Origin of the sequence: Leptospira vanthielii serovar Holland str. Waz Holland = ATCC 700522 (genome assembly GCF_000332455.1) — a bacterium.
Taxonomy (GTDB): Bacteria; Spirochaetota; Leptospiria; order Leptospirales; family Leptospiraceae; genus Leptospira_A; species Leptospira_A vanthielii.
In genome coordinates this window covers 285,158-311,781 of the sequence record NZ_AOGY02000051.1, presented here as the reverse complement: position 1 = coordinate 311,781, position 26,624 = coordinate 285,158, and the positions used below count along the sequence as shown (strand labels likewise).

Genomic DNA, 26,624 nt, shown 5'->3' with positions numbered 1-26,624 from the left:
GGAATGTCTGTAGCGAAAAGTCGGCGGTTTATTATTTTTAGATCAAAAATTTTTCCAAACCTTATGAACCCGAATTTAATCTTTGTTAAAGTATATTAAAGTTTCTTCTCGGGTAAGGATTTTTTTTCCAGTAGTGGTAATGACAGGAAAAAAGTTTGGATCTCTACTTGGATCAGTGAGTAGAAGTTTTACATCCCGAATTTTTTCGTAACATTCTTTCATAAAAAGTTGGTGGCCGCATCCGAGTAGGTGGTATCCTTCATGGATGAGGGTAGATTTTGGACTAGTAAATAAGATTTGTATTGTGGAAATGTATTTTGCTTTGATATACCCCCTCGTATTGGTTTGGCCTTCGACAGCACCTTGGACTTCGAGTTTCAAACCCACTCCCACAAAAAGGCCCAGGGTCAAAACTTCAAAGGTTATATCCCCCCAAGTTCGGCCTTTTAAATACACCAACCTATCGCAATCTTTTGTTAGGGGGAGAGACATTAAGTAACCTAGAATGTCTGTTCCCCAAAATCCTGGCCTTTCTATGACATCTAGTAAAATCGGCTCTGCTTTTAGATTGTAGAGCGAAAGTTCTGCGTTCCAAGCCGAAAATAATTCTTCGGTTTCTTTTGTTGTGATGTCTGGTTCTCTAAGAACACAGACGCGGAAATTTGTATTCTCTCCAAACGAAATTCCTTCACGAAATTTTGTTTCATGAAAGCCAATGGTCGTACATTGGAAAAGGATGAGGACAATAAGATACGGAAAAATTTTCAACATTTTCAATGGGAAGATCTACTTTTCGATTTTTTTCATTTTTTGCCAAACCTTAAAAATCGGAAACACAACGTATGCGGTTATCGGTATTATTTGATTTTAAATCGGGTCCACCGCTTGAATATTGGAAATTGACGACAAATGCATTTTCTGGAGAAACAATGCTTGTCGTTGAGGTCCAGTAGTTAATGACAGCTGGAGATACTGCGACTGCTGTATTCGGAAAGTAAATGGGATCAAACCCAGGATATCCATTGGAATGATAAAAATCAAGTAAACTTCTCAGTTCACTCGCATTGGGAAGTCGCCATGTTTTTCCTGCTAAGTTCAAACTTTGGCAATAACTGATTGCACCAGACCAAATCGAGATCAGGTCTGTCCCACCTGTACAAGTGCTGAGATTCGTTTGCCCCGCAGTGCACCTTTGCCAAACAAGAGCTGTGTCTAGATCCAGAATGGTTCCATCATTGTTGTTTATCAGACGTTTGTTCTTTGCGGGAGTTCCATTGGACAAACAACGCAAACGATGAGCATCGGTATAGTTTCCCACTCCAATGGAGGATTCTATAAATGTGGGATAATAAGCACTTGCACCTAACGTATGATTTGTGTTGGACTTAAAGTTAAAAGCGTCTGTTGCAGGAAAATAAACCTGGTTGATGGAAGGACTTACAATAGAATAATCAAAAGTACTAATATATTCATCAATTTCAGGAACCCTCCAATCCGTGCGGTTGGCAAATCCAGAACCAACATTGAGTCCCGCACATTCCGTTTGTGCTGGTACAAATTGGAAGTTGGTTGTGCCAACTGTTGTACAGCCAATTCCCGTTTTTCCCCTTTGGCAACTAGTCCAAACAAGGCCAGTATTTATGTCCTTTGTGATTTCTTCACCTGCCACAAGGGAGGGACCAGTAAAACTTTGAGGTGTTCCTCTCTGCAATTGTCCATCTTGACCGGGAATCACAGAGCAACTTGGATCAGGAACTGGGGTAGGAGCGGTTGCATCATAACAAGTGGTTTGATTGGTTTTGAAAGGAAGTTTTCCCATCCAAGCAGGAAAATAAGAACAGCTGGCACTTCCTTTAGGGTTACTGGCGGTAATGCTGTAAGATTGTCGGTTTGCCTTCCATCCCGAATAACGCCCCTCTAACGATAGCGAAAATGGAGAAAAAGTGATCCCTTCGGGGAGTGGGGGATTTGCGGACAAACTCAAACGATCACCATCGGATTCAAAATTTTCTAGAAAGAAATTTCCATTCCTCTGTGGTTTCAAAGGAGGGCAGTTTAAATAACTCGGAGGGTTTACTTTTAAGACCAGTCCGCAGTGAGGAGTTTCATCAAAATTTATGTAACGGACAAGTAGGCTTTCTAAGTAGGCATTCGATTTGGGATCGCAAAGCTGATTGAAATCAGATCTCTGACAAAAAAATGACACAAAAAGAACCCAGAAAAAACATACAGTGCTGAAGGTTCTTGGAAACATAGATTCTGATTCTCAATTATGATGATCCTTCCTCTGATCCCTTAGGGATTTTAGCAAGAATTTTCTTCGGTATGTCCTCAATTTGCATTTTTTAGTTATCCAATGGGTTCTCTTTGCCTTTTGTATTGGACCTTGTCCTTTTCACCGGTCCATACGATTCTTTTCGAATCCATGGCGGTGGCAGCGTTTCAGTGTTCTTTAACAGAAATCCGCATCAATCTCAAATCATCCGTCAATTCTCCTGTTTCTAAAAAACGTCACCAGATTGCAGTTGTAAGGTGGATATTCGCAGGATGTTTTTTTTTGAACCACTTGGAGATGGTTTTTGATGGCAAATTCGGGGATTAGGACAGATCCGCAGAATTATGCGTAAAAAAGCTCCCCAAATGGCTCAAAGAAGTGAGAAGAAGACGATGGCAATACAATAGGAAATGTATTTATAGAAGAATTTGAAAATACGATCAAAAAAGTTAGATGTCTTATTAAAAAGAACTTTATTCGGAATCTCTCCTAATTAGGTTTCATCTATGGAACTAAAAAACAAAAGAATCGTGATTACCGGCGCAGGCTCCGGAATCGGTAAAGAAACCGTTTTACAAGCGTTAAAGCATGATGGAGTAAAGATTCTTGCCTGTGATCTAAATGAAGAGAATATACTAGTTCATCCGAACGTAATTCCTTACAAATGCGATGTCTCCAATAAAGAGAGTTTGGATAAACTATTGAAAGATGCAGATAAAAAATTGGGTGGTATCGACATTTTTTATGCCAATGCAGGTTTTGCCTATTACGAGGTCATACCTAATGCCGATTGGGATCGAATTGATCGAATCTATCGGACCAATGTTTATTCACCTTTGTACTGTTTGATTGCCCTCAATCATACAAGAAAAGAACCGTTTTTATTCATCGTGACGGCTTCTGCTATGAGTCATTTGTCATTGCCTGGGTATGCTCAATACTCTTCGACAAAAGCTGCGGTTCGTTCTTTTATTGATGCCTACAAGTATGAATTGAAACCAGGGAACCGGGTGATGGTCGTTTATCCCATTGCGACAAGAACACAGTTCTTTGATGCAGCAGGGAAAAAAGTTCCTGTTCCTTTTCCAAGCCAATCAGCCGAGACAGTGGCAAAACAAGTGGTAAAGGGAATTTTATCGAACGCAAAAGAAGTGTATCCATCCTTATTATTTCGTTGTATGCAAGTAGTGAATAGGTTCCTGTTTTTCCCTTTCCCAATTTATCAAAAAATTGAAGCAGGTAAATTGGAATCATTGAAGAAATAAGTCTACTTAAAGGTGGATTCAAATTTTTCAAAGGATAAGGATTTAAAAGGAGAAAAGTCGGTTTCCGGCCTTTCTCCAGACGAAAAGTTTGTCGAGGCGGAGTTATTGACAACTATAATGAATGTTAGCTCCACGGCCATGATGGTTCTCAATCCATTGGGGCAAGTTCGTTATGCCAATCCAGCCTCGGAGTCTGTTCTTGGTGTTAAACTGAACGATATCCTCTCCAGAACTTATGATGCTCCCGAATGGAAAAATACCTCACTTGATGGAGGGCCTTGGAGAGAAGAAGACCAACCTTTCAATATCCTCTTAAAGACTAAAAAACCAGTTACGGACATTCGACATGCTATCAAAGATTCGTTTGGAAATAAAAAATACCTGTCCATCAATGGCTCTCCGGTATTCGACAAACAAGGAGAGTTGTCCTTTCTTGTATTTCTTATCACTGACATCACAGAAAATGTGCTAAAACAAAAGGCGTTAGAATATAACGAAGTCAAATACAGAACCATCACAGAACTTTCCTTAAGTATGGTTTACGATTTGGATATTAAATCCGGCGAAAATTTTTGGGGAGGAGCCATCCAGGAGATTACCGGATATACACCGAGTGAATACCAAAAATTTGGATATAAAGAATGGTCGAATGATATCCACCCAGATGATAAAAAAAACACCTTACAATTGTTTGATGAGGCCTATATAAATCATAAAAAGTTCAACGCCGAATATCGTTATAAAACAAAATCAGGTGATTATGTTTATATCGAAGACAACGGTGTATTTTTATACAATGATGATGGTGAGGCCTATCGGATGTTTGGTGCCATGATCAACCGAACCAAACAAAGGGAAGCAAGCCTTGCACTTCAAGAATCAGAGTCACGGCTCGTAATGGCATTGGATGCAGCCAAGATGGGGATTTGGAGTTGGGACATTGAATCAAGAACTATCTATTGGTCTCCTCAAACCTATGAAATTTATGGATTTCCTGGTGCAAACTTTGAAGTTACGGAAGAAAAATTCATCGAATTAACATACCAAGAGGACTGGGAATTGTTATCGAATGAAACAAATCTTTTGATGGGTGATTTAAATCGTTCGGAATATCGGATTCGGAATCGAATCAATCATTCCGATGCTAAATTGCATTGGGTTGAAGCACGTGGAAAACTCACTCGCTCCAAGGAGGGAAAACCTTTGGTGCTTATGGGTACGGTTTTGGATATCACCGAAATTAAGTTAGGTGAAGAGGCGCTTCGTAAATCAGATGAACGATTTGAGGCGTTTTATCAGTTCTCCACAGAAGCATTCCTTATTTTTGATGAAAATGGGTTAACAGTAAAAGATTCCAATTTTGCCTTCCAGAAGCTCTTTGGATATGAATTAGTTGATATTCCGAGGTTGAAAATTCGTAACCTTTTGACTGCAGAAACTCTTCGTAAAATCCGTAAGTCAATTAGCGAGAATGCAAATGACTCTTTAGAAATTGTTTGTAAAAAGAAAAATGGGGATTTGTTTCCGGCCCTCGTTTCTGTGAAACGATTTTTGTACAAAGATACCAATTCCATTGGTTATAGTATTTTTGATTTAACTCCTTTAAAAGAAGTAGAAGAATTACGTCTGATCAATTCAGAGATCCGAGATAAGAACAAACTAATTGAAAAACAAAAACTAGAATTAGAAGCGGCCTTTGAAAATCTAAAACGAACCCAAGACCAACTCATCCAATCAGAAAAACTTGCCGCCTTGGGTCAGTTGATTGCCGGGATTGCTCATGAGATAAACAACCCAATTGGTGCCGTAAAAGCATCTAACCAGAATATGTTGGATTGGCAAAAGCGGTATGGGCTTGCCTCTCAACTATTTCGAGAAGCAATTCTTTCTGTGCCTATCCTGGAACAGAAAATTGTAAAAACAATACTTTCCAATATGGACCAACCGATAGAATTTTATACCGGAAAGGAAGAACGACTTCGCAAAAAACGAAACAAAGAAGTTTTTTTGGGATATGGATTTGAACCGAACTTAGCAGAGGATTTTGCGGAAGCATGGGTGGAACTGGGGATTGGGGAAATTGATCCGATTTATTTACCTTTATTTCAATCGCATTATATAAAAGTTTTTTTGGACTATTTAGCTTTGGAGATCCAATTTCGAAGGAATACAAGATCCATCCAACTGGCTGTGGATCGAATTTCCAAAATTATGTATGCGTTGAAAAATTTTTCTCGTTTTGATGCGACCGGCAAAAAAAACAAAGCCTTGATTCAGGATACAATTGAAACTGTACTTACCATTTACCAAAACCAATTAAAACGTGGCATCAATTTGGTAAAAGATTTTGATGATGTGGCACCTATCGAATGTTATCCTGATGATTTGTTGCATGTATGGACAAACTTAATCTATAATTCTTTACAAGCAATGGCATTTGTTGGTGATTTGGAAATTGCTGTTAAGGATTGCGGAGGGGAGATTCTAGTGTCTTTAAAGGATTCTGGTCCTGGGATTCCGAAAGATATTCAATCAAAAATTTTCGAACCTTTTTTTACAACGAAACCCCCTGGGGAAGGAAGTGGACTTGGCCTCGACATTGTGAATAAAATTGTCAAACGCCATGGTGGTAGAATCGAAATGACTTCTGTTCCTGGTGAAACAATTTTTTACATTTATCTTCCTAAACAAAGTTAATTGTGCATGGCATGGGAAATTGTGGAGATCAGTTCTTCTTCGTCCCAGGGTTTTTTCAAACAAGAGATGGGACCAATTTCTGAATTTAGATCTTCGATGGACTTTTGGTCCGCAAATCCTGTGATGATTACTTTTTCAATCTTGGGATAGGATTTATGAACCTTTCTTAAAAACTCATCTCCATTCATCCCAGGCATGGACCAATCGGAGATGATGATGGAAACAGAGTTCCCTTCCTCTTCCAGTTCTTGGATTAGCTCCCATGCTTCTTTTGCGTTGTCTGCGGTAAGGTATTTGTACTGTTCGCCGAAATGTTGTCTGACTTGTGACTTCATACTCATTAAGATAATGGATTCATCATCGACAAAAAGAATCGCATTTTTCTTATTTTTATTTTTGGTCAGAATTTCCACAGGGCATTGTTATACCGGTTCTTCACTTAAATTGCAAGTAAATCTTGCCAAAATCTTCCATCTTCTATTCTTGTAGGATATGACATCCTATCCAAATCTTCTGTCCCCTTTATCTCTCGGATTCACTACGTTAAGAAATAGAACCATTATGGGCTCCATGCATACCGGCTTAGAAGAAGCTCCTAATGGCTATGAACGTATGGCGGCTTTTTATGGAGAAAGAGCGAAAGGGGGAGTGGCTCTGATTGTAACTGGTGGGATTGCCCCAAACGAAGCGGGTCGTGTGTCCCGAGGTGGTGGTGTGATGGATACTGAAGAGGAAGCCAAACACCACCGTGTTGTCACTGAAGCTGTGCACAAAGAAGGTGGAAAAATCGCCATGCAAATCCTTCATACCGGACGGTATGGATACCATGATAAAATTGTTGGGGCATCGAATCTTCGAGCTCCTATCAATATGTTCAAACCACATCCTCTCACTGAAGAAGAAATTTTAAAAACCATCGAAGATTTTGCACGTTGTTCCGAATTGGCGAAGTTAGCTGGTTATGATGGTGTTGAGATTATGGGAAGTGAAGGATATCTCATCAACCAATTCATCGCAAAACGAACTAATAACCGAACCGATGGTTGGGGGGGAAGTTTTGAAAATCGGATCAAGTTTCCGATCGAAATCATAAGAGCCGTTCGCAAACGTGTGGGGACTGATTTTATCATCATCTATCGTTTGTCTATGTTGGATCTTGTGGAAGATGGTGGAAATATCGACGAAGTCCTTATCTTAGCCAAAGAAATTGAAAAAGCAGGGGCCACTATTATCAATACAGGAATTGGTTGGCATGAAGCTCGGATTCCAACCATTGCCATGATGGTTCCAAGAGCTGCCTTTACTTGGGTCACCGCCAAGGTAAAAGGCCATGTAAATATCCCTCTTGTGACATCAAATCGAATTAATACTCCAGAAATTGCTGAATCAGTCCTTGCCTCGGGAGATGCAGATTTGGTTTCTATGGCAAGGCCCTTCCTTGCGGATCCTTTTTTTGTCAATAAGGCTGCTGCGGGAAAAGCAGAGGAGATCAATACTTGTATTGCTTGTAACCAGGCTTGTCTTGATCATATCTTTCAAGGAAAAATATGCAGTTGTTTGGTGAATCCAAGAGCTTGCCATGAAACCGATTTAATCATAGAAAAAACATCAAAACCAAAAAAGGTAGCCGTTGTAGGTGCGGGTCCCGGTGGGATGTCTTGTTCTACAACTCTTGCAGAACGTGGACATTCTGTAACTTTGTTTGATGCAGGGGCGGAACTTGGAGGACAGTTAAACATTGCTCGCCGTATCCCCGGAAAAGAAGAATTTAAAGAAACCATTCGTTATTTTGGAGAAATGGTAAAAAAACATGGAGTCCAGTTAAAACTAAACACTTTTGTATCGGCTGAAGATCTCATCAAACAAGGGTTTGATGAAGTGGTTTTAGCTACAGGTGTTACTCCAAGAATTCCAGAGATTCCTGGAATTCTTGGAGCGAATGTTCTTAGTTATGTGGATGTGGTTCTAAAAGGTAAACCTGTGGGAAAAAGAGCCGTTGTCATGGGTGCTGGTGGAATCGGTTATGATGTAAGTTTATTACTGACGGATGCTGGCCATTCCTTTACCAAAGAAAATTATCTAAAAGAGTGGGGAATTAGCACAGAGATCGCTAAGAATGGAGGGCTTGGAACCAAAGACACTCCACTGTCGGACCGAGAAGTGACAATGCTCAAACGTTCCAATAGTAAGTTTGGTGCTACCCTTGGTAAAACAACTGGTTGGATTCATAAAACCACACTCGAAGATCGTAAGGTAACACAAATATCTGGTGTGACTTACAAAGCCATCGAAGCCGATGGAATTGTAATCGAAGTAAAGGGAGAAACAAAAAAGATTCCTTGTGATACTGTTGTGGTATGTGCAGGACAAGATCCCAACCGGACCCTACTTGAACCTTTGCAAAAAGCCAATATTCCGGTGCATTTAATTGGTGGGGCAGATCTTGCATCCGAACTTGATGCCAAAAGGGCCATTGATCAAGGAACGAGGTTAGCTGTTACCATCTAGTCTTTGTTATGGGATCCAAACGGCCTCTTAAAATCAGTGTTAAAAATGCAGAGTTTCAGGTTTTATTGGCTCTTCGAACAAACCGTTCCAAACGAAGTCAAGAAAAGGAAGTTTTTGTAGAGGGAACAGAAGGCATTAAACAACTGATAGATGCCGGTTGGGAAGTCACACGTATCCTGTATCGGGATGGTGTGCCTTTGTCCCACTGGGCGGTTTCAGTCTTAACAAAATTTAGCGAAGCAAAACAATTTGAGATTGCACCTGCTTTGTATGCGGAACTTTCAGAAAAAGAAAATCCTTCTGAGTTAATTGTCACAGCAAAAATTCGCACTCATTTACTGACGGCACTCAATTCCTTAAAGAAACCGAAGCCGTTTTATGTACTTTTTGACAGACCTAGTGATTTAGGAAATTTTGGGTCCCTTTTGCGCTCAGCCGATGCCTTTCAAGTGGATGCGGTCTTTGTTTTGGGGCACTCGATTGATGTTTATGATCCGAAAGTGATCCGAGCAAGTCTCGGAAGTGTATTTCATACAAAATTGATTTTTCTAGAGTCACTTTCTCAATTGGAAATTTTCTTAAAAAATGAAAAAGAAAGGTGTGGTCTACGGGTGATAGGAACTGATTCGTCAGGGAAAGAATCCTTGAGAGATAAAAATCTGCAAACTCCCATTTTGATTATTCTCGGAAATGAAGCCAAAGGGATGAGTGTTCATTTACAATCCCTTTGTGATTTTATAGTCAACATTCCCATGTTAGGTGTTGTGAATTCGCTAAACGTATCCTGTGCTGGTTCTATCCTACTTTGGGAAGTGGCAAAAAATTTAAATACAGAACGAACAGTCTAACCTAGTATTCTTTTTTTAACGGCAAGTGGCAATCGTTCCATCGGGATTGTATTTTACACTAGCTCCTGATGTGAACTGGATGTATCTGACCCCATCCACACAAACCTCGTCATAACCAAAATATTTGGCGCAACCACGAGATATGGTTCCACATCCCACAAAAAATAAACTAACAAACAAAAAAATACGAATGGGTTTAAGTGGATTCATTTGGCACTCCTTGGTTTGTGAAGATTCCATTCCAAACTTCCTCTAAATGAGTTAGATGAGCAGTGAGTTGGTTTCTATGGTACATGACAATATTCGATTTTTTTAAATTATGAATGGATTTTGGGATATGATAAAGGATTTCTTTTGTGTGGACAGTCTCTTCTTCCCAATCGATGAGTTTGAATTGTTTTAGTTTTTCAAAGATGGATTCGAGTTGGGTGTGAAAACTTTCTTTGCGTAGTTCCGAGGCAACGGTGATTTCAGGAAAAGTGGATTCGATTTGTTTTTTCAGTTTTAATAGAAGGTCTACCAACTGTTGTTTTTTGATCTTAGTTTCTTTTCCAAATTTTAATAACACATAAGAAGTTAGATTCCCTAGTGTGACCGTGTAGTTTTTACCAAGTTTATCTCCCACGAGACGAATGACTTGATCTGCAGTTTGGTGTGTATCAATTTGAAAAGGTTTTCCATATTTTATGTATAGTTTTGTTTTTTGATAAGAAAGATGGTCATATGTTAGCGTAAAACTGTTAAAATGGAGGTTATCAATTTTGGATTTGATATAATAAGCTCCACGTTTGATTTGGTTTAGAAAACCGTCGTGACTATAAGTTCCTTCCGGAAACATAAATAAATTGCGACCTCTTTTGATATTGGCCACAAGTTCAGTCCACTCACTATCTACTTTGTCTCTTAGTTCGCCTGATTTGATCAGTTCTCTTGCGTTATCCCGAAAAGGTCGTTTGATGGGAACTGCCCCAATGTAACGTAACAAAAAGGGAATGATTTTTATAGCATCAATGAATTGGAATATCCATTTGATAATTCCTTTGGCCCGAAATTCTTTTTGCAGAAATCCTGATTTTAACATGTCTTCCCTCGCAGGAATGATCATTTTGATTTTTGGATTGAGTCTGCGATAGACCATGGAAAGTGACACAACATCTGCTTCGGATACATGATTGCATAATAAGGCTGAAGGATAGGGGGTTTCAAAATGGTCCACGTTGCCTGAAAAGTTTTCTTCTATGGAATGGAAAACCACTCCTTTGCCCAAACTGACCAATTTGATTAGAAAATCATAGGGAACCGTATGCTTTTTTGGTTTCATTGCGAATGGTATGTTCCTTGGAACCGCCGGAGTCAATTGGAAAAACGGTCATACCTACGGACTCGGCTCTGACAAAACGAAAAAACCTGCGATTCTGACTTGACCTTGTTCAAATACTGAACACATTTTGTAAAATATATGGGACTCAGGGGGCGAAGCTATGCCTAGTGAGTCGAACCGCCGCCCGATTTGGGATTTTTGTCTCCTATGAAAGAAAATTATCAATACAATGACCACCACTTGAAGCTATTGCAGTTGCTTCAAGAAAACCCTCATTTATCACAACGGGATGCATCCGATGTAATGGGTTTGAGTCTTGGTAAGGTAAATTATATTCTAAAAGCATTTTTAGATAAGGGCCTCATCAAAATGAACAATTTTCGAAATAATAAAAATAAACTTTCTTATACCTACTTACTGACACCTAGGGGCATTGAAGAAAAGGCTCGTATGACTCTCCATTTTTATGAAGTAAAAAAAAGAGAGTATGAGGCACTTCGTGCTGAAGTAGAAAAATTAGGTGATAGTTTGGAAAGTTTGGAAGCTTAGACACCGGTTGTGGTTACTTTTCTTTAAGGCAGGAATCAATTGAATCAAGATTCAAAAATTTATATAGCAGGCCACAAGGGATTGGTTGGATCTGCATTAGTTCGCCTCCTAAATCGATCAGGATTTAAAAATGTAATTGGAAGGACCCGTGCGGAAATGGATCTCGCGGATCAAACCAAAGTTTATGATTTTTTTGCGAAAGAAAAACCTGATTACGTCTTTTTAGCGGCAGCCAAAGTAGGTGGGATTTTTGCGAACAATACCTATCCTGCTGAATTTATTTTTTCTAACTTACAAATTCAAAATAATATCATTGATGCTGCTTACAGAAACGGTGTTAAAAAATTATGTTTTTTGGGTTCTTCCTGTATTTACCCAAAATTTGCTAAACAACCGATGGATGAGGGGCAATTGTTGGACGGAAAACTAGAGCCAACGAACGAACCTTATGCGGTAGCAAAAATTGCCGGCATTGTAATGTGCCAATCCTACAATCGTCAGTATGGCACAAATTATATTTCTGTAATGCCTACTAATTTATATGGACCGGGTGACAACTATCATCCGGAAAATTCCCATGTTTTACCTGCTCTCCTTCGGCGTTTCCATGAAGCCAAAATACAAAATTTACCTGAAGTTGTGATTTGGGGAACAGGTAAACCATTACGCGAATTTTTGTATTCCGAGGATATGGCTCGGGCCTGCATTTTTCTCATGCAAAATTACGATGTTAACACTGATCCGAAAGGTGGAGAACATGTAAATGTTGGATCGGGAATTGAAGTGAGTATTAAAGAATTAGCTGAAACCATTAAGAATGTCGTGGGATATGAGGGTAATTTAACTTTTGATCTTACGAAACCTGATGGAACTCCGAGAAAACTTCTAGATGTTTCGAAACTCCATAAAATGGGATGGAAACACGAGGTTGAATTAAGAGACGGAGTACGAGCGGCTTATACTGATTTTTTGGAAAGTGGGAAACTCTAACATTGGCTAAGGTTTTTGTTTCGACATTCCCTTTTTGTAGAACTAGTAAAACGGCCCTAAAGGTTTTGGAATCTAGCGGGCATAAGGTGGAAATTAATCCTTTGGGTCGTAAATTAAAACCCACCGAGGTTTCCGAATTTGCCCGTAACTTCGATGCCTTAATTGCGGGGACAGAAGATCTTACTGACCTTGTAACAGAATCAAAATCACTGAAACTTATCTCTCGAGTAGGTGTTGGGTTGGATAGTGTTCCCTTGGATCTTTGCAGGGAAAAAGGGATTTCTGTCGCTTATACACCAGATGCTGTTTCTCCTGCTGTCTCCGAACTTGCCGTTTGTCTGATTGTGGATGGAATGCGAAAGGTATCCTTTGCCGATAGAGAAATCAGATCAGGTCAGTGGACAAGACCTTATGGGGAAAGAATTGGTGGGTCAACGATAGGAATTTTGGGTTTCGGCAGAATCGGTAAACGAGTGGCCTCTCATTTACTCGGATATCTTCCAAAAGAAATTTTAGTTTGTGATTTGATAGATCAAAAAGATTCAATCATAAAGTTTCGTGAAGTATCCACTAATATCCGTAAGATGAATGAAACACTAGGAAAAAACTGGATATCAACTACAATTCAACAAGTTGATTTAGAAACCTTGTTAAAAACTTCCGATGCCATTACCATCCATGTTCCTCTAACGAATGAGACTAAAAATTTACTAAATTTTGAAAATCTCTCACATATGAAGCGGAATGCCGTTTTAATTAATACGGCGAGAGGTGGAATCGTGAATGAAAATGATTTATACAAAGTATTAAAAGAAAACTTAATTTCCTCTGCGGGCATGGATGTTTTTGAGGAAGAGCCATACAACGGACCTTTACGTGATTTGGAAAATGTGATTTTGACGGAGCATATGGGTTCTTGTTCCAATGATTGCAGAGAGGATATGGAAAGAGAAGCCGCGGAAAATGTGGTTGGGTTTTTTAGTGGCGGGCGTTGGGAGAAGGTGGTTTAGGTGGTTGTTTTTCGATCGGGAGATTTTATTTTAATATGTTATCTACCTTTATAAAGATACTCAATTACCTGCATCCGAGAAGGAAGATTCAATTTATCGGTTTGGGTGTACTGATTTTAATCTCATCACTTTCGGAAATCATTAGCATCGGTGCCATTGTCCCATTTTTAGGTGTTGTTACAAATCCGCAGTCAGCGATTGAATATTTTAATAAGTTTAGTTTTGTTCCGAATTTATTCCAAAGGCTTACGCCAAATGATTTGGTCTTATTTTTCACAATTGCTTTTGGTGCTGCTGCTCTTATTTCAGGTGTGATCCGTTTGGTTCTTCTTTACGCAACGATTCGGTTATCAAATTCAACTGGGGCCGAACTCAGTGTTGATTTGTATAAAAAAACTTTATACCAACCTTACAAAGTGCATATATCGAGAAATACAAGTGAAATCATATCTGGCATCACTCAAAAAGTAGCTTCTGCCAGTGGGGTTTTGATTTCTCTTGTTACGGTTGCATCTTCTTTTTTTATATTTATATCCATCATTGTATCGTTAGTTTACATCGATCCAGTTTTGACTATTATGTCTGGGATTGTATTCTCAGGTTTTTACTTAGTGATAGCTAAAGTGACCAAATCCAAAGTTTCTATAAACGGTCAAATTATAGCTAAAGAACAGACTGGTATTGTTCGGTCGTTACAAGAAGGGTTAGGTGGAATTCGAGATATTATTTTGGATAATAGCCATGAATTGTATTGTCATATTTACCGAACTTCCTTGTTTCGATTGACTAAGTCCAATTCGGAAAATACATTTTTGAACCAGTCACCGAGATTTGCATTAGAAGCAATTGGATTGGTTTTGATTTCCTTTTTAGCATATTGGGCAACTTTAGAAAATGGAAGTTTGCAATCGGCAATACCAGCTCTTGGGGCACTGGGGATGGGAGCACAGAGGCTCCTTCCTTTATTACAACAGTGGTATGGAAACTGGAGTAACTATGTTTCCCTAAAACCTGCCCTATCGGAAGTTTTTTTACTATTGGATCAAAAAATTCCAGAGGAATACGAATCAACAATTCCCGTCGAACCGCTTAAATTTGAGAAGGAAATCAAGATAGTTGGTCTTAGTTTTTCTTATCCTGGAACCAGTAAGAAGGTTCTGGATTCGGTAGATTTATCGATCCCTGTTGGTTCAAGAATTGGAATTATCGGAGAAACGGGGAGTGGAAAATCTACCCTTATGGATCTTCTTATGGGTTTAGTGGAACCTACTTCTGGGAAGATATTCATCGATAACAATGAATTAAATTCTAACAATTATTTGCGATGGCGAAAAACTATCGCCCACGTACCACAAGCGATCTTTCTTGCTGATACTACTATTGCTGAGAACATTGCGTTTGGTGAAAGTCAGGAAAAAATAAATTTTGCCCAACTCGAAAAGGCCATCGAAGTTTCTCAGCTAACTACCTTTATAAAATCTTTACCCGACGGAATTAATACCAGTGTCGGAGAGAGGGGAGTTCGATTGTCCGGTGGTCAAAGGCAACGGATAGGAATTGCTCGTGCTATCTATAAGAATGCAAAGGTTATTTTTTTTGATGAGGCGACAAGTGCGTTAGATGGGGATACAGAGCAGTCGGTGATGGATTCGATCTACAAGCTTTCTAAAGATCTGACTATTTTTATTATAGCGCATCGTATGAATACAATCTCGAAATGCGAAATTTTACTATCAGTGAAAAAGGGTGATTTATTAGTAGATAGAGGTAAGAATGCTTAAGAATTGGGTTAACGAAAGACTAATACCAAAATTCTTTCATTGGAAACTAAGGGAGATAGAACGATATCGCAATCTTCATATAGGTGAAGAATGTTATATTTGGGGTGATGGGATATCTGTAAAATATTTTGATTTGGGTTTGTTCTCAGATAAGATTTCAATTCCTTGTTCACATCTGCCGTTCCATAAAGATTTTCATAAACTCAATGTTCCTTATGCGTTCTACATTGAAAATTTATGGTTTTATCCATTCACAAAAAATACCTCTCCACCATTTAATTATCTTAGAAATTACATACAAAAAGAATATCGATCAATTATTGAGTCAAGAAAAGATATTACGTTTTTCCTTAGCTGGACAAATTCTCCAACAATTAGGGAAAATAATGTGTTATATATTCATAAGAGATATAATTACTTGGGATTAAATTCTGATTTATTGCCGTCAGTGTCCGCTTTTGAGTATTTTCTCGGAAGTATTCGTGGTGCTATTTTCCTCGCATATTTTATGGGATTTAAAAAGATATACTTATTAGGATTTGACTATACTCATAAAAATTCAAGCATTTTACATTGGTATGAAAAGGGAGAAGGTTTATCAAAGAAAATTATAAATTATAATTCAGATTTCTTTAACATAATGAAGGATGTAATTGAAATCATTACGGTTACTCTTGAAGGAAAAGCTGAATTGTTACCTTCAATTACTTACGAAGAGTTAACTAGCTGTGTACCTCACTTCAGGGAAAATACTGAGTTATTATCGGAAGAAAGAATGAAGATACTTTCAACTTGGCCTGGATATACAATCTTTTAAGTATGAGACAAAAATGATACCTTACGGAAAACAAGAAATATTGCAAAGCGATTTAGATCTCGTAAATGAAGTTTTGAAATCTGATTTTCTGACCCAGGGACCAATGGTGCCTAGGTTTGAAACTGCGGTGGCAAATAAATGTAATGTTAAGTATGCAACAGCAGTAAACAGTGCCACTTCTGCGCTTCATATAGCATGTTTGGCATTAGGTGTCAGCGAGGGTGATATTGTTTGGACAACTCCTATTACTTTTGTTGCGAGCGCAAATTGCGCGCGTTATTGTGGTGCAACGATTGATTTTGTTGATATTGATCCATTAACTTATAATATATCTGTATCTCGGCTTGAAGAGAAACTAATTCAGGCAGAGAATAATGGAATATTACCGAAGGTTGTCATTGTGGTTCACCTCGCAGGCCAACCTTGCGAAATGGAAAAAATTCATGAATTATCCAAAAAATATGGATTTAAGATTATCGAGGATGCATCGCACGCCATTGGGGGAAAATACAAAGGGGAGCCGATCGGTAACTGTAAGTACAGCAATATTACAGTTTTCAGTTTCCACCCAGTAAAAATTATCACTACAGGCGAAGGTGGTATGGCCGTAACGAATGATCCTGAATTCAAGGCACGAATGGACAGGTTGCGGAGCCATGGGATCACAAGGTCGGTTGAAGAAATGACTCAAGCACCGGATGGGCCTTGGTATTATCAGCAATTAGAGTTGGGATATAATTACCGAATGACAGATATTCAAGCTGCATTGGGTGTAAGTCAGTTGGATCGGCTGGAAAAATATGTGGAAAGGCGACATCAAATAGCAAAAAGTTATGATGAGTTGCTTTCCGATAAACCTGTTACTGTTCCATGGCAACATCCTGATAGTTATTCGGGAATGCATTTGTATATCATTCGATTGAAACTTGGTGAGATGCAACTTGGACATAGGCAAGTTTTCGAACAATTCCGCAGCGCCGGTATTTTAGTGAATTTACATTACATTCCAGTCTATAGACATCCGTATTATCAGAAAATGGGTTTTAATCCAAAAGATTTTCCTGAGTCAGAAAAGTATTATTCTGAAGCAATTAGCATACCTATGTATCCAGGATTATCAGAATCGGAAATTCAAGAAGTAGTTTTAAGATTAATTACACCTATTGGTCATCAGACTATTTTTTAAATAATAGCTATTGATATCAGAAAGAATAACTAGCAAGCCAAGTGCTTTAATACACACGTCGAGTGGGTTAAATTTTTTATTCAAGTTTATTCGATATACAGCCTTATACATTATTTTTAATTCTTACTAATCTCCCGTAAATTTAAGTGATTGATTATTTATGAACAAAAATCCTTAGAATTTAGTTTCATTAACAAAATAATCTAAAACTAGTGTGATTTGGATATTGTCCCAAAATAAGCTTATGTGATTAAAAAGGTTGAGTATTGTGCAAAAAGACAACGGAATATTGTGCATCATTCCTGCTAGGGGAGGATCTAAGAGGATTCCTCAAAAAAATATAAAAAATTTTCTCGGACAACCTATGATAACCTATCCTATTAGGAGTGCAATAGACTCGGGAATTTTCGAGGAAGTAATGGTTTCAACGGATGACCTTGAGATAAAAGCCATCGCAGAAAAAGCAGGGGCAATCGTTCCATTTCTCCGTAGTGCAAGAAACTCGGATGATAATGCTTCAACAATGGATGTTCTCAGAGAAGTTGTTGAGGTTTACAAGGAAAGAGCAAGAGAATTTAAATATGTTTGCTGTATTTATCCTTGTTCGCCACTTCTTACTCCTTCAAAGTTAATTGAGGCAAACAACCTAATGTTGCTGGATGCGACTGAAGCAGTGATTCCTGTCCTACGATACGGACATCCGATTCAACGAGCCTTAAAAATCCAATGTACTGGTGGTTTGGAGATGCTATTGAGACAGAATGCAAATACTAAGAGTCAAGACCTTGATGCTTTTTATCACGATTCAGGTCAGTTTTATTTTATGAAAACAATGATCATTCTTGAGAGCAATTCGATATGGGAGTGTAAAGCTGTACCTTTAGTCCTTTCCGAGTTGGAAGCGCAAGATATTGATAATGAAGACGATTGGGCACTAGCAGAATTGAAATATTTACGATTAAAGGAAAGGTATGAATAGATGACTAAATTTCAGACTTCACAAGAAGAATTTTGGGCAGGGGAATTCGGGAAAGACTATATTGAAAGAAATCAAAGTGATCAATTACTTGCGTCAAATCTCTGTTTTTTTTCTAAAATATTAGAGAATACTGCAGCATTGGCAAGCTGCATTGAATTTGGAGCCAATATAGGCATGAACTTGAGAGCATTAAAACTGTTGCAGCCGAGTATTCAACAATACGGGATAGAAATCAATTCAGTTGCTACGGGAATACTTCGCAAATTGATTGGAAGTGAAAACGTATTTGAAGGCTCCATATTTGATTATTCTCCAAAGGAAAAATATGATTTAGCATTTATTAAAGGTGTATTGATCCATATTAATCCAGAAATGCTTCCTTCTGTTTATCAAAAAATCTATGATTCATCTAATCGATATATTTTGATTGCAGAATACTATAACCCATCTCCGGTTTCTATTCCATATCGCGGTCATGAAGATAGATTGTTTAAGAGAGATTTCGCTGGCGAAATGCTAAGTAAATTTGATAATCTTGAACTAAGGGATTATGGATTTGCATATAAAAAGGATCCGTTGTTTCCCCAAGATGATATTACTTGGTTTTTGATGGAGAAAAGGTAATGCTGAAATATTGCAAACGATGTGTAATGCCTCATACAAAGCCCGATCTTCATATTGATGAAGATGGTATTTGTAATGCATGCAGATCTTACGAAAAAAGAAAAGAAATCGATTGGGATAAACGCAAAGAAGAATTATTAGTATTATTAGACAAATATCGCAACAAAGGTTCAAACTGGGATTGTATTGTACCTGTAAGCGGTGGAAAGGATAGTACATACCAAGTGATTCGAATGTTGCAGTTGGGGTTGAATCCGCTTTGTGTGACATCAACTACTTGTGACTTATCAGAGATTGGAAGAAAAAATATTGAGAATATAAAGAGGTTAGGTGTTGACTATGTAGAGTTTTCACCAAATCCCATTGTACGAGCAAAACTAAATAAAATTGGTTTAGTTGAGGTTGGAGATATTTCATGGCCCGAACATGTCGGGATATTTACGATTCCAGTAAGGGCTGCGGTACAGTATAATATCCCACTTATCGTTTGGGGGGAAAACTCTCAAAATGAATACGGTGGACCCGCTGCTGCATCCGATAATAATATATTAACCCGATCTTGGTTAGAGGAGTTTGGAGGCCTTTTGGGACTTCGTGTTTCCGATTTATCTTCTACTTACGGAATCCATGAAAGAAACTTAATTCCTTATCAATATCCGACAGATGAGGAACTCCGAAGAGTTGGAGTCACGGGATTGTTTTTGGGTCATTATATCCCTTGGGATGGATTATCGAACGCATTGATTGCCCAAGCAAATGGATTTCATTCTCTATCGGAAACAGTGGAAGGTTCGATGGTAAATTATGAAAACTTGGACAACCATCAAACTGGAATACATGATTATTTTAAATTTTTAAAATTCGGTTTTTCTCGAGCTTCTGATCTTGCTTGTTTGCATATTCGAAGAGGGAGGATTAGTCGATTAGATGGAATGGAAATAGTTAGAAAAAGAGACGGTTTATTTCCTTGGACATATTTAGGCAAAGACCTACAAGAAATTTTGGATCCACTAGAGATGTCTGTAGATGAATTTGTAAAAATCTGCGATAAATATACCAACCGCAAAATATTCCAGAAAGATAATGATGGAAAATTGCTTAAAGATAGAAAGGGCAACCTAACAAAAGTAAACTACGATAATCTATGAAAGTTGGTGTGATTAACTACGGAATGGGGAATCTAGGTTCCGTAGCAAAAGCAGTCGAAGATATTGGATTCGATTGTAAAATTCTAAATCATCCTAATGATGTTTGGGACTGCTCAAGAGTGATTCTTCCTGGTGTTGGTTCCTTCTTTGATGGAATGGCACGGTTAAAAGAAGAAGGATGGGATTTGGAACTCCATCGTTATATTTTAGAAGATAAAAATGCCTTACTCGGAATTTGTCTCGGTATGCAGATGTTGGCTACTTATGGGGATGAGGGTGGTGGCCACGAAGGACTTGGTTTCATCTCCGGTCGGGTAGAGCATTTTGATAAAGTAGGATGTAATGAAAGAATTCCCCATGTCGGCTGGAATGAAATAGAAGAGAAGGATTCTGATCCTCTATTTGCGAAGATACCTAACAAAACGGACTTCTACTTTGTACATAGTTTTATTTTTAACTGTGAGAAACCAGAAAACATTACATCAACATGTTTGTATGGAATCAATTTTCCTTCCTCTGTCCGAAATGGGAATGTAATGGGTGTTCAGTTCCATCCAGAAAAAAGTTCCAAAGCGGGCAGACAACTACTGCGTAATTTTTTAGAGCAAAGTGAATGGTCAAAGTAAGAATTATCCCAACACTACTTTGGAAAGATTTGGGTTTAGTTAAGGGTATTGGATTTAATAGTTGGAGAAGAATTGGCTCTTTACTTCCAGCTATTAAAGTTTTTAATGCAAGAGATGTGGATGAATTAATTCTGAATGATATCTCTGCCAGCGTATTTGAACAACCACCTGATTTTGATACACTAGAGGGAGTTTCCAATGAATCTTACGTACCATTTACTGTCGGTGGTGGGATCCAATCAGTCGACGATATAACAAAGATTTTGCGTTATGGCGCCGACAAAGTTAGTATCAATTCTTCTGCATATACGAATCCAACCATCATCGAAGAATCTGCAAAAAAATTTGGCTCCCAATGTGTAGTTGCATCTGTTGATGTAAAACGTAGTCCAGAAGGTGAATATTTTTGTTACAGTCATTCTGGATCGAAAAATACCAATCGAAAGGTCCTTAACTGGGTTAAGGAATTGGAATCCCGAGGTGCTGGTGAGATTCTTTTGACCTCAATTGATCGAGATGGAACTATGGAAGGGTATGATTTAGATTTAATCAGTTCGGTTACTTCTAGTGTAAAAATTCCTGTGATCGCATCAGGTGGCGCCGGTAATTACCAAGATATGGTAGATGCAATTCTTATTGGTAAAGCATCTGCGGTAGCGGCGGCGAGTATATTCCAATTCACAGACCAAACACCAGCAGAAGCAAAGAAATACTTACACAAAGCAGGAGTTCCTGTTCGAAAAAACTTTGAAGTCGGAAATTAGTTGGTTTGATCACAATATTTACGGAAAGTTTACTCACTACTGGACTCGGTCATTTGGGTCGGTGCACTGCACTCGCAGAAAAGCTGGTAGAGAATGGTGAGGAAGTTGTATTAGTTGTTCATACTGATGAAAGTTTTCCGAATTGGGATTTTCCCTGTGAAATTTTAAAGAAGGTTTGGACTAATGAAACAGATCTGAATGGTTTTCTTCAAAGCCTTCCTGACAAACTTCAGACTTTTTATGTGGATTCCTATTTAGCTCCTTTAGGTATTTATAATATTCTTAAATCTTATTGTTTAGAGTTGATTTGTATTGATGATGACAACCGGCTTAAGTATCCTGCTGGATCTACAATATTGAATCCAGGTTACCCTGGACTTTATTTAGGATATGATAAAGATAAATACAAAATAGTTACCGGTAAGGACCAAGTCCTTTTGCGAAAACCATTCCGGAAAGTCCGATCCATTCCACAGAAAAAGAAACCGCCTGAAAAAATTTTAATCACTCTTGGTGGTTCGGATCCAAACAATCTTTCTTCGAAAATTTTAGAAATATTGGTTAACCAGTTTCCAAAAATGGAAAAACATCTAGTGATGGGACCTGGTTTTACGAATGTTCATGAATTAGAAAAATTGGCAGACCATAAAACTTTTTTTTACAAAAACTTAAATGCGGAAGAAATGTGTGAGTTAATGTTGAAAGTTGATTTTGCCATCACAGCAGGTGGGCAAACAATGTATGAATTGGATGTTTGCGATGTTCCGATGTTGGTTGTAGAAACAGCAGAAAATCAAAGAAATAACATTCGAGGGTTTGTTGAATTTCAAGGTATTCGTGAGATTCAAAAAGATAATTTAGATACGATTGGAGAATGTCTTTGCATCTGAGTGTTCGAAAAGCAACAGAAGATGATTGTAAACTTTTATTTGATTGGGCCAATGAACCAGAAGTAAGAAAGGCCTCCTTTAGCACCGAAAAAATCGAATGGTCAGGACATACAAATTGGTTTTTCCAAAAATTAAAGAATCCTAATTCGTTGATTTTAATTTTTGAAGCCGATGGTTCTCCTGCTGGATTAATTCGTTTTGATAAAGATACGGAGCAAAATTATTTTTTAATTAGTTTTCTCTTGGATGAAAAGTTTCGCGGAATGTCGCTTGGAACGACTCTGATTTCAGAAGGTTTAGCTTATTTGTCATCAGGACAGCAAGGACCAATTGTTTGTGTCGGTTTTGTGAAGAAAGAGAATGTTGCTTCGCAACGTGCATTTTATAAAAATGAATTTCTTTTAGAGTCAGAGTCTGATGATAATTTGAAATTTATAAAAACGATAGAGTAAATCACTCCGCATCATTGTTCCTTTAAGGATAAAAAATATGAATACTATATCAATCGCTAACCGAGAAATTGGTAGCAACCGACCTCCATACATCATTGCGGAGTTATCTGCAAATCACAATGGCAAAATAGAACGAGCGTTAGAGACAATTCGGCTCGCAAAGGAATCAGGGGCCGATGCCATTAAGATTCAAACTTATACTGCGGACACAATGACCATTGATTGTGATTTGGAGGATTTTCAGATTCATGGTGGTTTATGGGATGGGTATAAATTGTATGATCTTTATAAATGGGCAGAAACTCCTTTTGAATGGCACAAAGAAATTTTTGATTACGCAAAAAAAATTGGGATCACTTTATTTTCTACACCCTTTGATGAAACAGCTGTAGATTTACTAGAGGATTTAAATACTCCTGCGTATAAGGTGGCTTCCTTTGAAGCGACAGACCTTCCTCTCATTCGATACATTGCTTCCACAAAGAAACCGATGATCATGTCCACAGGAATGGCGAACTTGACTGAGATTGAAGAAATGGTGGATGCAGCCAAGACTGCTGGTTGTAAGGATTTGATATTGTTACATTGTATCAGTAGTTATCCGGCACCGGTGGACCAATCAAATCTTCTTACAATTCCGGATATGCGAAATAAGTTTGGAGTGCAGGTAGGTTTGTCAGACCATACACTTACGAATACTGCATCCATTGTTTCCGTTGTTTTAGGTGCTACGGTAATCGAGAAACACTTTATTTTAGATCGTTCTCTGAAAGGCCCTGATTCTGAGTTTTCCATTACACCCGAAGAACTAAAATTTCTTTGTCGTGATACAAAAGATGCATGGCTTTCGTTAGGCACAGCTGGTTATGAGAGAAAACCTGCCGAAGAAGCCAATGCCAAATTCCGAAGGTCTTTATATTTTGTGGAAGATCTAAAAGCAGGGCAAGTGATCGAGAAACATCACATTCGAAGGATCCGGCCTGGGTTTGGATTGCCTCCCAAATTTGAAATGGATGTAGTTGGGAAGAAGGTTACTGTTGATATTTCCAGGGGAACACCGGTTAGCTGGGATTTATTTCAAAAGATCGAAATTCCAAAAGATTAAAGAGATCCAATGTGAAGAGAAATTATTCAATATCCAATTCGCAATAATATGTTTTTAAATTCTCCACAAACCGATGAGTTTGTTGTTTAACTATTCGCTTCACACTTCTTTTTGATAGTTTATACTTATATTTATGAAAGCTCTTTTTCTTGATCGAGATGGTGTAATTAATGAAGATTTCAAATATGTTCACAAAATTAATAACTTTAAGTTCAAAAGTGGAATTTTTGACCTGTGTAGAGTCGCGAATGTAAGAGGATATTTGGTATTCATAATTACAAATCAAGCTGGAATTGCTCGAGGATATTATACTGAGCGTGATTTCATTAAAATAACTAAATGGATGTTAAATGAATTTTGGAGGAAAGAGTGTAATATTTCTAGAGTATATTACTGTCCTTATCATCCTGACATTGGAAATAGCATCTATAAACGTAACTCAAGTTTCAGGAAACCGAATCCCGGTATGATTCTAAAAGCGGCAAAAAGGTTCTCTATCGATCTAGAAAATTCTATTTTAGTCGGTGATCAGAATTCTGATGTGCAAGCTGGTTTGAATGCAGGGATAAGGAAAAATTTCCTTTTATTGGATCGAAATAGAACAAATCTGAAGCCCCATCCACTAGCAACTATTATTAGAGATTTGAAGGAGGTCATACCTTTTTTAGTGTGATTATATTTATATGAAGGATTTTGTGAATATCCCTATTTTCATTTTAGCCGGCGGTAAGGGAACACGTTTGGCTTCTGTTGTGAGCGATGTACCAAAACCGTTAGCTCCTGTGAATGGAAAACCTTTCCTTCAGTATCTATTAGAAATTTACGTGAACCAGGGGTTTAAGAATTTTTATTTTTTACTTCATCATAAATCTGATTTAATTATAAGCTGTGTTGAAAATCTAAAAGAAAGCATCTTGGAAAAGTGTAAGATCCGTTATTCTGTTGAACCGTCTTTATTAGGAACGGGAGGGTCAGTTGCCTATACTTTACAATCCCTAAATTATTCAGGAGAATTCGTTATCGTTAACGCAGATACTTGGGTGGATGCAAAATCAATGAATCGTATTGCGAGTTCGATAGCACCATCCATTGGAGTGATTCATATTTCTGATGTTTCTCGATATGGTAAGGTAACAACCAGTGGTGATTTGATTATGGCATTTGAAGAGAAAAAGGAAAATGCAGGTCAGGGATGGATCAATGCTGGAATCTATAAATTGCATTCTGATGATTTTATTGGAAAGGAAGGGGAGTTTTCCATGGAAAAAGACATATTCCCGAACTTGGTCAAACAGGGAAGACTAAGGGCAGTTCCTTTGGAGACGGAATTTATAGACATTGGAATTCCTGAGGATTATGAACGGTTCCAGAAATGGATTACATCAGGAAAGGAGACCGGACTTTGAATTTTGATTTATTTTTAGTGACACTCGATAGTTCCATTGAACAGGCATTAGTTAAAATTGAGGGAAATCATCTCGGCTTTATTTTAGTTCAGAACGAAACCAAACAAATCATTGGACTTGTTACCGATGGCGATATTAGACGGAATTTACTGAACGGTAAAAGTCTAAGTTCTCCTATCTCCGATGGAATGAATCGCGAATTCACCTGGTCTTCGAATCAATCTCCTCGAGAACAACTATTAAAGATGTTGGACTCCAGGATACGTTTTATACCAATTTTGGACGAAAACAAACGATTGGTTGGAATCGTAACTAAAGATGAAATCCCCATTTTAGAAGAACGTAAAGTATACGCACGGGCACGATCACCAGTTCGGATTAGTTTTGGCGGTGGTGGTTCGGATCTCACTCATTTTTTTAGTAGTGAAAAAGGTGCTGTGATCAACTCAACGGTTTCCTTATATACTCATGCAACTTTAAGGATTAGGGAAGATTATAAAATAATTCTAAATTCAAGAGACTTAAAAGAATCAATTGAATTTACCGATTTTGATGATTTGATAAAACGTGAGTCAAAGTTTAAGTTATTCCAATCAATTATCAAGGTCGCACGTCCAAATTTCGGATTCGAGTTATTTGTGCATTCAGATTATCCTATGAACTCGGGCCTTGGTGGATCAGCAGTTGTATCCTCTGCCATTCTTGGCTGTTTTAATCAATTCCGAAAAGATAAATGGGACAATCATGAGATTGCTGAATTGGCATTTCAAGCGGAACGTTTAGATATGGGAATTGCTGGTGGGTGGCAGGATCAATATGCCACTGTTTTTGGAGGCTTCAACTTTATGGAGTTTGCAATGGATCAAAATATTGTTCATCCATTGAGACTTTCTAAAGACACTATGATCGAGTTGGAAGAAAGTTTGATTTTATGTGACACTGCAACAACGCATGATTCAGGTAATATACATGATGATCAGCGTGAATCAATGAAACAATCTGATATTAAACAAAAAGTCCAATCTACTGTAGAGCTTACTTATGAAATGAGGAATCATCTTTTAAGAGGTCGCCTTTTGCAGTTTGGTCTCTGTTTGCACAAAGCTTGGGAGATTAAACGAGGTTTGAGTTCAAAAATTTCCAATCAATTCCTAGATAAAATTTATAACGATGCGATTGCAAATGGGGCCATTGGTGGGAAATTGTTAGGAGCTGGGGGTGGCGGTTTTTTTCTATTTTATGTTCCCCCTTTTGTTAGGCATAAGATTTTGAATTGGATGGACTCCGTTGGTTTGAATTATCGTCCCTTTCGATTTGATTCGGAGGGCCTACAAGCCTGGACGGTTCGAGAAGAATTAATTAAAGAGGATTGAGCGGTATTTT

Annotated in this window: 26 protein-coding genes; 21 read left to right on the top strand and 5 right to left on the bottom strand. The window is 38.1% G+C overall.

Translation table 11 applies throughout. The features are described 5' to 3' along the window. Positions 1–75: 75 nt before the first annotated feature. Positions 76–771, bottom strand: coding sequence for a hypothetical protein (locus LEP1GSC199_RS12195; RefSeq protein ID WP_002983057.1), 696 nt, complete (start codon positions 769–771; stop codon positions 76–78). Positions 772–820: 49 nt separating this feature from the next. Beyond that, positions 821–2,254 carry an Lcl C-terminal domain-containing protein gene (locus LEP1GSC199_RS12190; RefSeq protein WP_002982345.1) on the bottom strand — a complete coding sequence of 478 codons (1,434 nt, stop codon included), beginning with the start codon at positions 2,252–2,254 and terminating at the stop codon, positions 821–823. A gap of 527 nt (positions 2,255–2,781) precedes the next feature. Here LEP1GSC199_RS12190 and LEP1GSC199_RS12180 point away from each other — a divergent pair. Together LEP1GSC199_RS12180 and LEP1GSC199_RS12175 are read left to right on the top strand one after the other, a co-directional pair. Further along, a complete protein-coding gene (locus LEP1GSC199_RS12180; RefSeq protein ID WP_002982889.1) occupies positions 2,782–3,540 on the top strand; it encodes an SDR family NAD(P)-dependent oxidoreductase in 759 nt (252 codons plus the stop codon). Positions 3,541–3,657: 117 nt separating this feature from the next. Beyond that, positions 3,658–6,237, top strand: coding sequence for a PAS domain S-box protein (locus tag LEP1GSC199_RS12175; protein ID WP_002982377.1), 2,580 nt, complete (start codon positions 3,658–3,660; stop codon positions 6,235–6,237). On the opposite strand, the gene LEP1GSC199_RS12170 is transcribed toward LEP1GSC199_RS12175, so the two are convergent. Next, entirely contained in the window at positions 6,234–6,650 is a 417-nt protein-coding gene (locus LEP1GSC199_RS12170; RefSeq protein WP_002982712.1) for a response regulator, read from the bottom strand. The two genes, LEP1GSC199_RS12175 and LEP1GSC199_RS12170, sit on opposite strands and share 4 nt — an antisense overlap. Before the next feature lie 79 nt (positions 6,651–6,729). On the opposite strand from LEP1GSC199_RS12170, the gene LEP1GSC199_RS12165 reads away from it, so the two are divergent. Next, positions 6,730–8,745: an oxidoreductase gene (locus LEP1GSC199_RS12165; protein WP_039926691.1), complete on the top strand. Its 2,016-nt coding sequence runs from the start codon at positions 6,730–6,732 to the stop codon at positions 8,743–8,745. 8 nt (positions 8,746–8,753) lie between these two features. Continuing rightward, entirely contained in the window at positions 8,754–9,593 is an 840-nt protein-coding gene (locus LEP1GSC199_RS12160; protein ID WP_002982863.1) for a TrmH family RNA methyltransferase, read from the top strand. A gap of 15 nt (positions 9,594–9,608) precedes the next feature. On the opposite strand, the gene LEP1GSC199_RS12155 is transcribed toward LEP1GSC199_RS12160, so the two are convergent. After that, the gene (locus LEP1GSC199_RS12155) at positions 9,609–9,803 is read right to left on the bottom strand and encodes a hypothetical protein (RefSeq protein WP_002982545.1); all 195 of its coding nucleotides are present in this window, start codon (positions 9,801–9,803) and stop codon (positions 9,609–9,611) included. Beyond that, entirely contained in the window at positions 9,790–10,914 is a 1,125-nt protein-coding gene (locus LEP1GSC199_RS12150; protein ID WP_002983116.1) for a 1-acyl-sn-glycerol-3-phosphate acyltransferase, read from the bottom strand. Before LEP1GSC199_RS12150 ends, LEP1GSC199_RS12155 begins: the two co-directional genes overlap by 14 nt. Positions 10,915–11,121: 207 nt before the next feature. Between LEP1GSC199_RS12150 and LEP1GSC199_RS12145 the strand changes: the two genes are divergently transcribed. The 17 genes from LEP1GSC199_RS12145 (at position 11,122) to LEP1GSC199_RS12065 (ending at position 26,614) form a co-directional block, all read left to right on the top strand. Further along, a complete protein-coding gene (locus tag LEP1GSC199_RS12145; RefSeq protein WP_002983174.1) occupies positions 11,122–11,463 on the top strand; it encodes a MarR family EPS-associated transcriptional regulator in 342 nt (113 codons plus the stop codon). Between the two features lie 39 nt (positions 11,464–11,502). Then, entirely contained in the window at positions 11,503–12,453 is a 951-nt protein-coding gene (gene fcl / locus LEP1GSC199_RS12140) for a GDP-L-fucose synthase (protein WP_002982922.1), read from the top strand. A 2-nt stretch (positions 12,454–12,455) separates the two neighbouring features. After that, positions 12,456–13,463: a phosphoglycerate dehydrogenase gene (locus LEP1GSC199_RS12135; RefSeq protein WP_002983100.1), complete on the top strand. Its 1,008-nt coding sequence runs from the start codon at positions 12,456–12,458 to the stop codon at positions 13,461–13,463. A gap of 35 nt (positions 13,464–13,498) precedes the next feature. Beyond that, a complete protein-coding gene (locus LEP1GSC199_RS12130) occupies positions 13,499–15,244 on the top strand; it encodes an ABC transporter ATP-binding protein (RefSeq protein ID WP_002982565.1) in 1,746 nt (581 codons plus the stop codon). After that, positions 15,237–16,061, top strand: a complete 825-nt coding sequence (locus LEP1GSC199_RS12125; RefSeq protein ID WP_002982873.1) for a hypothetical protein — start codon at positions 15,237–15,239, stop codon at positions 16,059–16,061. The genes LEP1GSC199_RS12130 and LEP1GSC199_RS12125 overlap by 8 nt, the downstream gene beginning before the upstream one ends. A gap of 13 nt (positions 16,062–16,074) precedes the next feature. Beyond that, complete coding sequence (gene pseC, locus LEP1GSC199_RS12120; protein WP_002983212.1) at positions 16,075–17,247, top strand: UDP-4-amino-4,6-dideoxy-N-acetyl-beta-L-altrosamine transaminase; 1,173 nt, start codon at positions 16,075–16,077, stop codon at positions 17,245–17,247. A gap of 268 nt (positions 17,248–17,515) precedes the next feature. Next, positions 17,516–18,226 carry a pseudaminic acid cytidylyltransferase gene (pseF, locus tag LEP1GSC199_RS12115; RefSeq protein ID WP_002982502.1) on the top strand — a complete coding sequence of 237 codons (711 nt, stop codon included), beginning with the start codon at positions 17,516–17,518 and terminating at the stop codon, positions 18,224–18,226. Beyond that, complete coding sequence (locus tag LEP1GSC199_RS12110) at positions 18,227–18,850, top strand: pseudaminic acid biosynthesis-associated methylase (RefSeq protein ID WP_002982793.1); 624 nt, start codon at positions 18,227–18,229, stop codon at positions 18,848–18,850. Beyond that, positions 18,850–19,998: an N-acetyl sugar amidotransferase gene (locus LEP1GSC199_RS12105; protein ID WP_083901950.1), complete on the top strand. Its 1,149-nt coding sequence runs from the start codon at positions 18,850–18,852 to the stop codon at positions 19,996–19,998. The genes LEP1GSC199_RS12110 and LEP1GSC199_RS12105 overlap by 1 nt, the downstream gene beginning before the upstream one ends. Further along, positions 19,995–20,624, top strand: coding sequence for an imidazole glycerol phosphate synthase subunit HisH (hisH, locus tag LEP1GSC199_RS12100; RefSeq protein ID WP_002982330.1), 630 nt, complete (start codon positions 19,995–19,997; stop codon positions 20,622–20,624). Before LEP1GSC199_RS12105 ends, hisH begins: the two co-directional genes overlap by 4 nt. Continuing rightward, on the top strand, positions 20,612–21,388 hold the full coding sequence (gene hisF / locus LEP1GSC199_RS12095) for an imidazole glycerol phosphate synthase subunit HisF (RefSeq protein ID WP_002982693.1): 777 nt from the start codon (positions 20,612–20,614) through the stop codon (positions 21,386–21,388). Before hisH ends, hisF begins: the two co-directional genes overlap by 13 nt. A 5-nt stretch (positions 21,389–21,393) precedes the next feature. Continuing rightward, complete coding sequence (locus LEP1GSC199_RS12090) at positions 21,394–22,278, top strand: hypothetical protein (protein WP_002982851.1); 885 nt, start codon at positions 21,394–21,396, stop codon at positions 22,276–22,278. Next, on the top strand, positions 22,263–22,730 hold the full coding sequence (locus LEP1GSC199_RS12085; RefSeq protein WP_232420767.1) for a GNAT family N-acetyltransferase: 468 nt from the start codon (positions 22,263–22,265) through the stop codon (positions 22,728–22,730). Before LEP1GSC199_RS12090 ends, LEP1GSC199_RS12085 begins: the two co-directional genes overlap by 16 nt. A 37-nt stretch (positions 22,731–22,767) precedes the next feature. Then, positions 22,768–23,835 (top strand): pseudaminic acid synthase, encoded by a 1,068-nt coding sequence (gene pseI / locus LEP1GSC199_RS12080; protein ID WP_002982737.1) that lies wholly within the window; start codon positions 22,768–22,770, stop codon positions 23,833–23,835. 133 nt (positions 23,836–23,968) lie between these two features. Next, positions 23,969–24,508 (top strand): D-glycero-alpha-D-manno-heptose-1,7-bisphosphate 7-phosphatase, encoded by a 540-nt coding sequence (locus LEP1GSC199_RS12075; RefSeq protein WP_002982868.1) that lies wholly within the window; start codon positions 23,969–23,971, stop codon positions 24,506–24,508. Between the two features lie 22 nt (positions 24,509–24,530). Next, the gene (locus LEP1GSC199_RS12070) at positions 24,531–25,241 is read left to right on the top strand and encodes a sugar phosphate nucleotidyltransferase (RefSeq protein ID WP_157356625.1); all 711 of its coding nucleotides are present in this window, start codon (positions 24,531–24,533) and stop codon (positions 25,239–25,241) included. After that, positions 25,238–26,614, top strand: a complete 1,377-nt coding sequence (locus LEP1GSC199_RS12065; protein ID WP_002982217.1) for a GHMP family kinase ATP-binding protein — start codon at positions 25,238–25,240, stop codon at positions 26,612–26,614. Before LEP1GSC199_RS12070 ends, LEP1GSC199_RS12065 begins: the two co-directional genes overlap by 4 nt. Positions 26,615–26,624 lie beyond the last annotated feature (10 nt).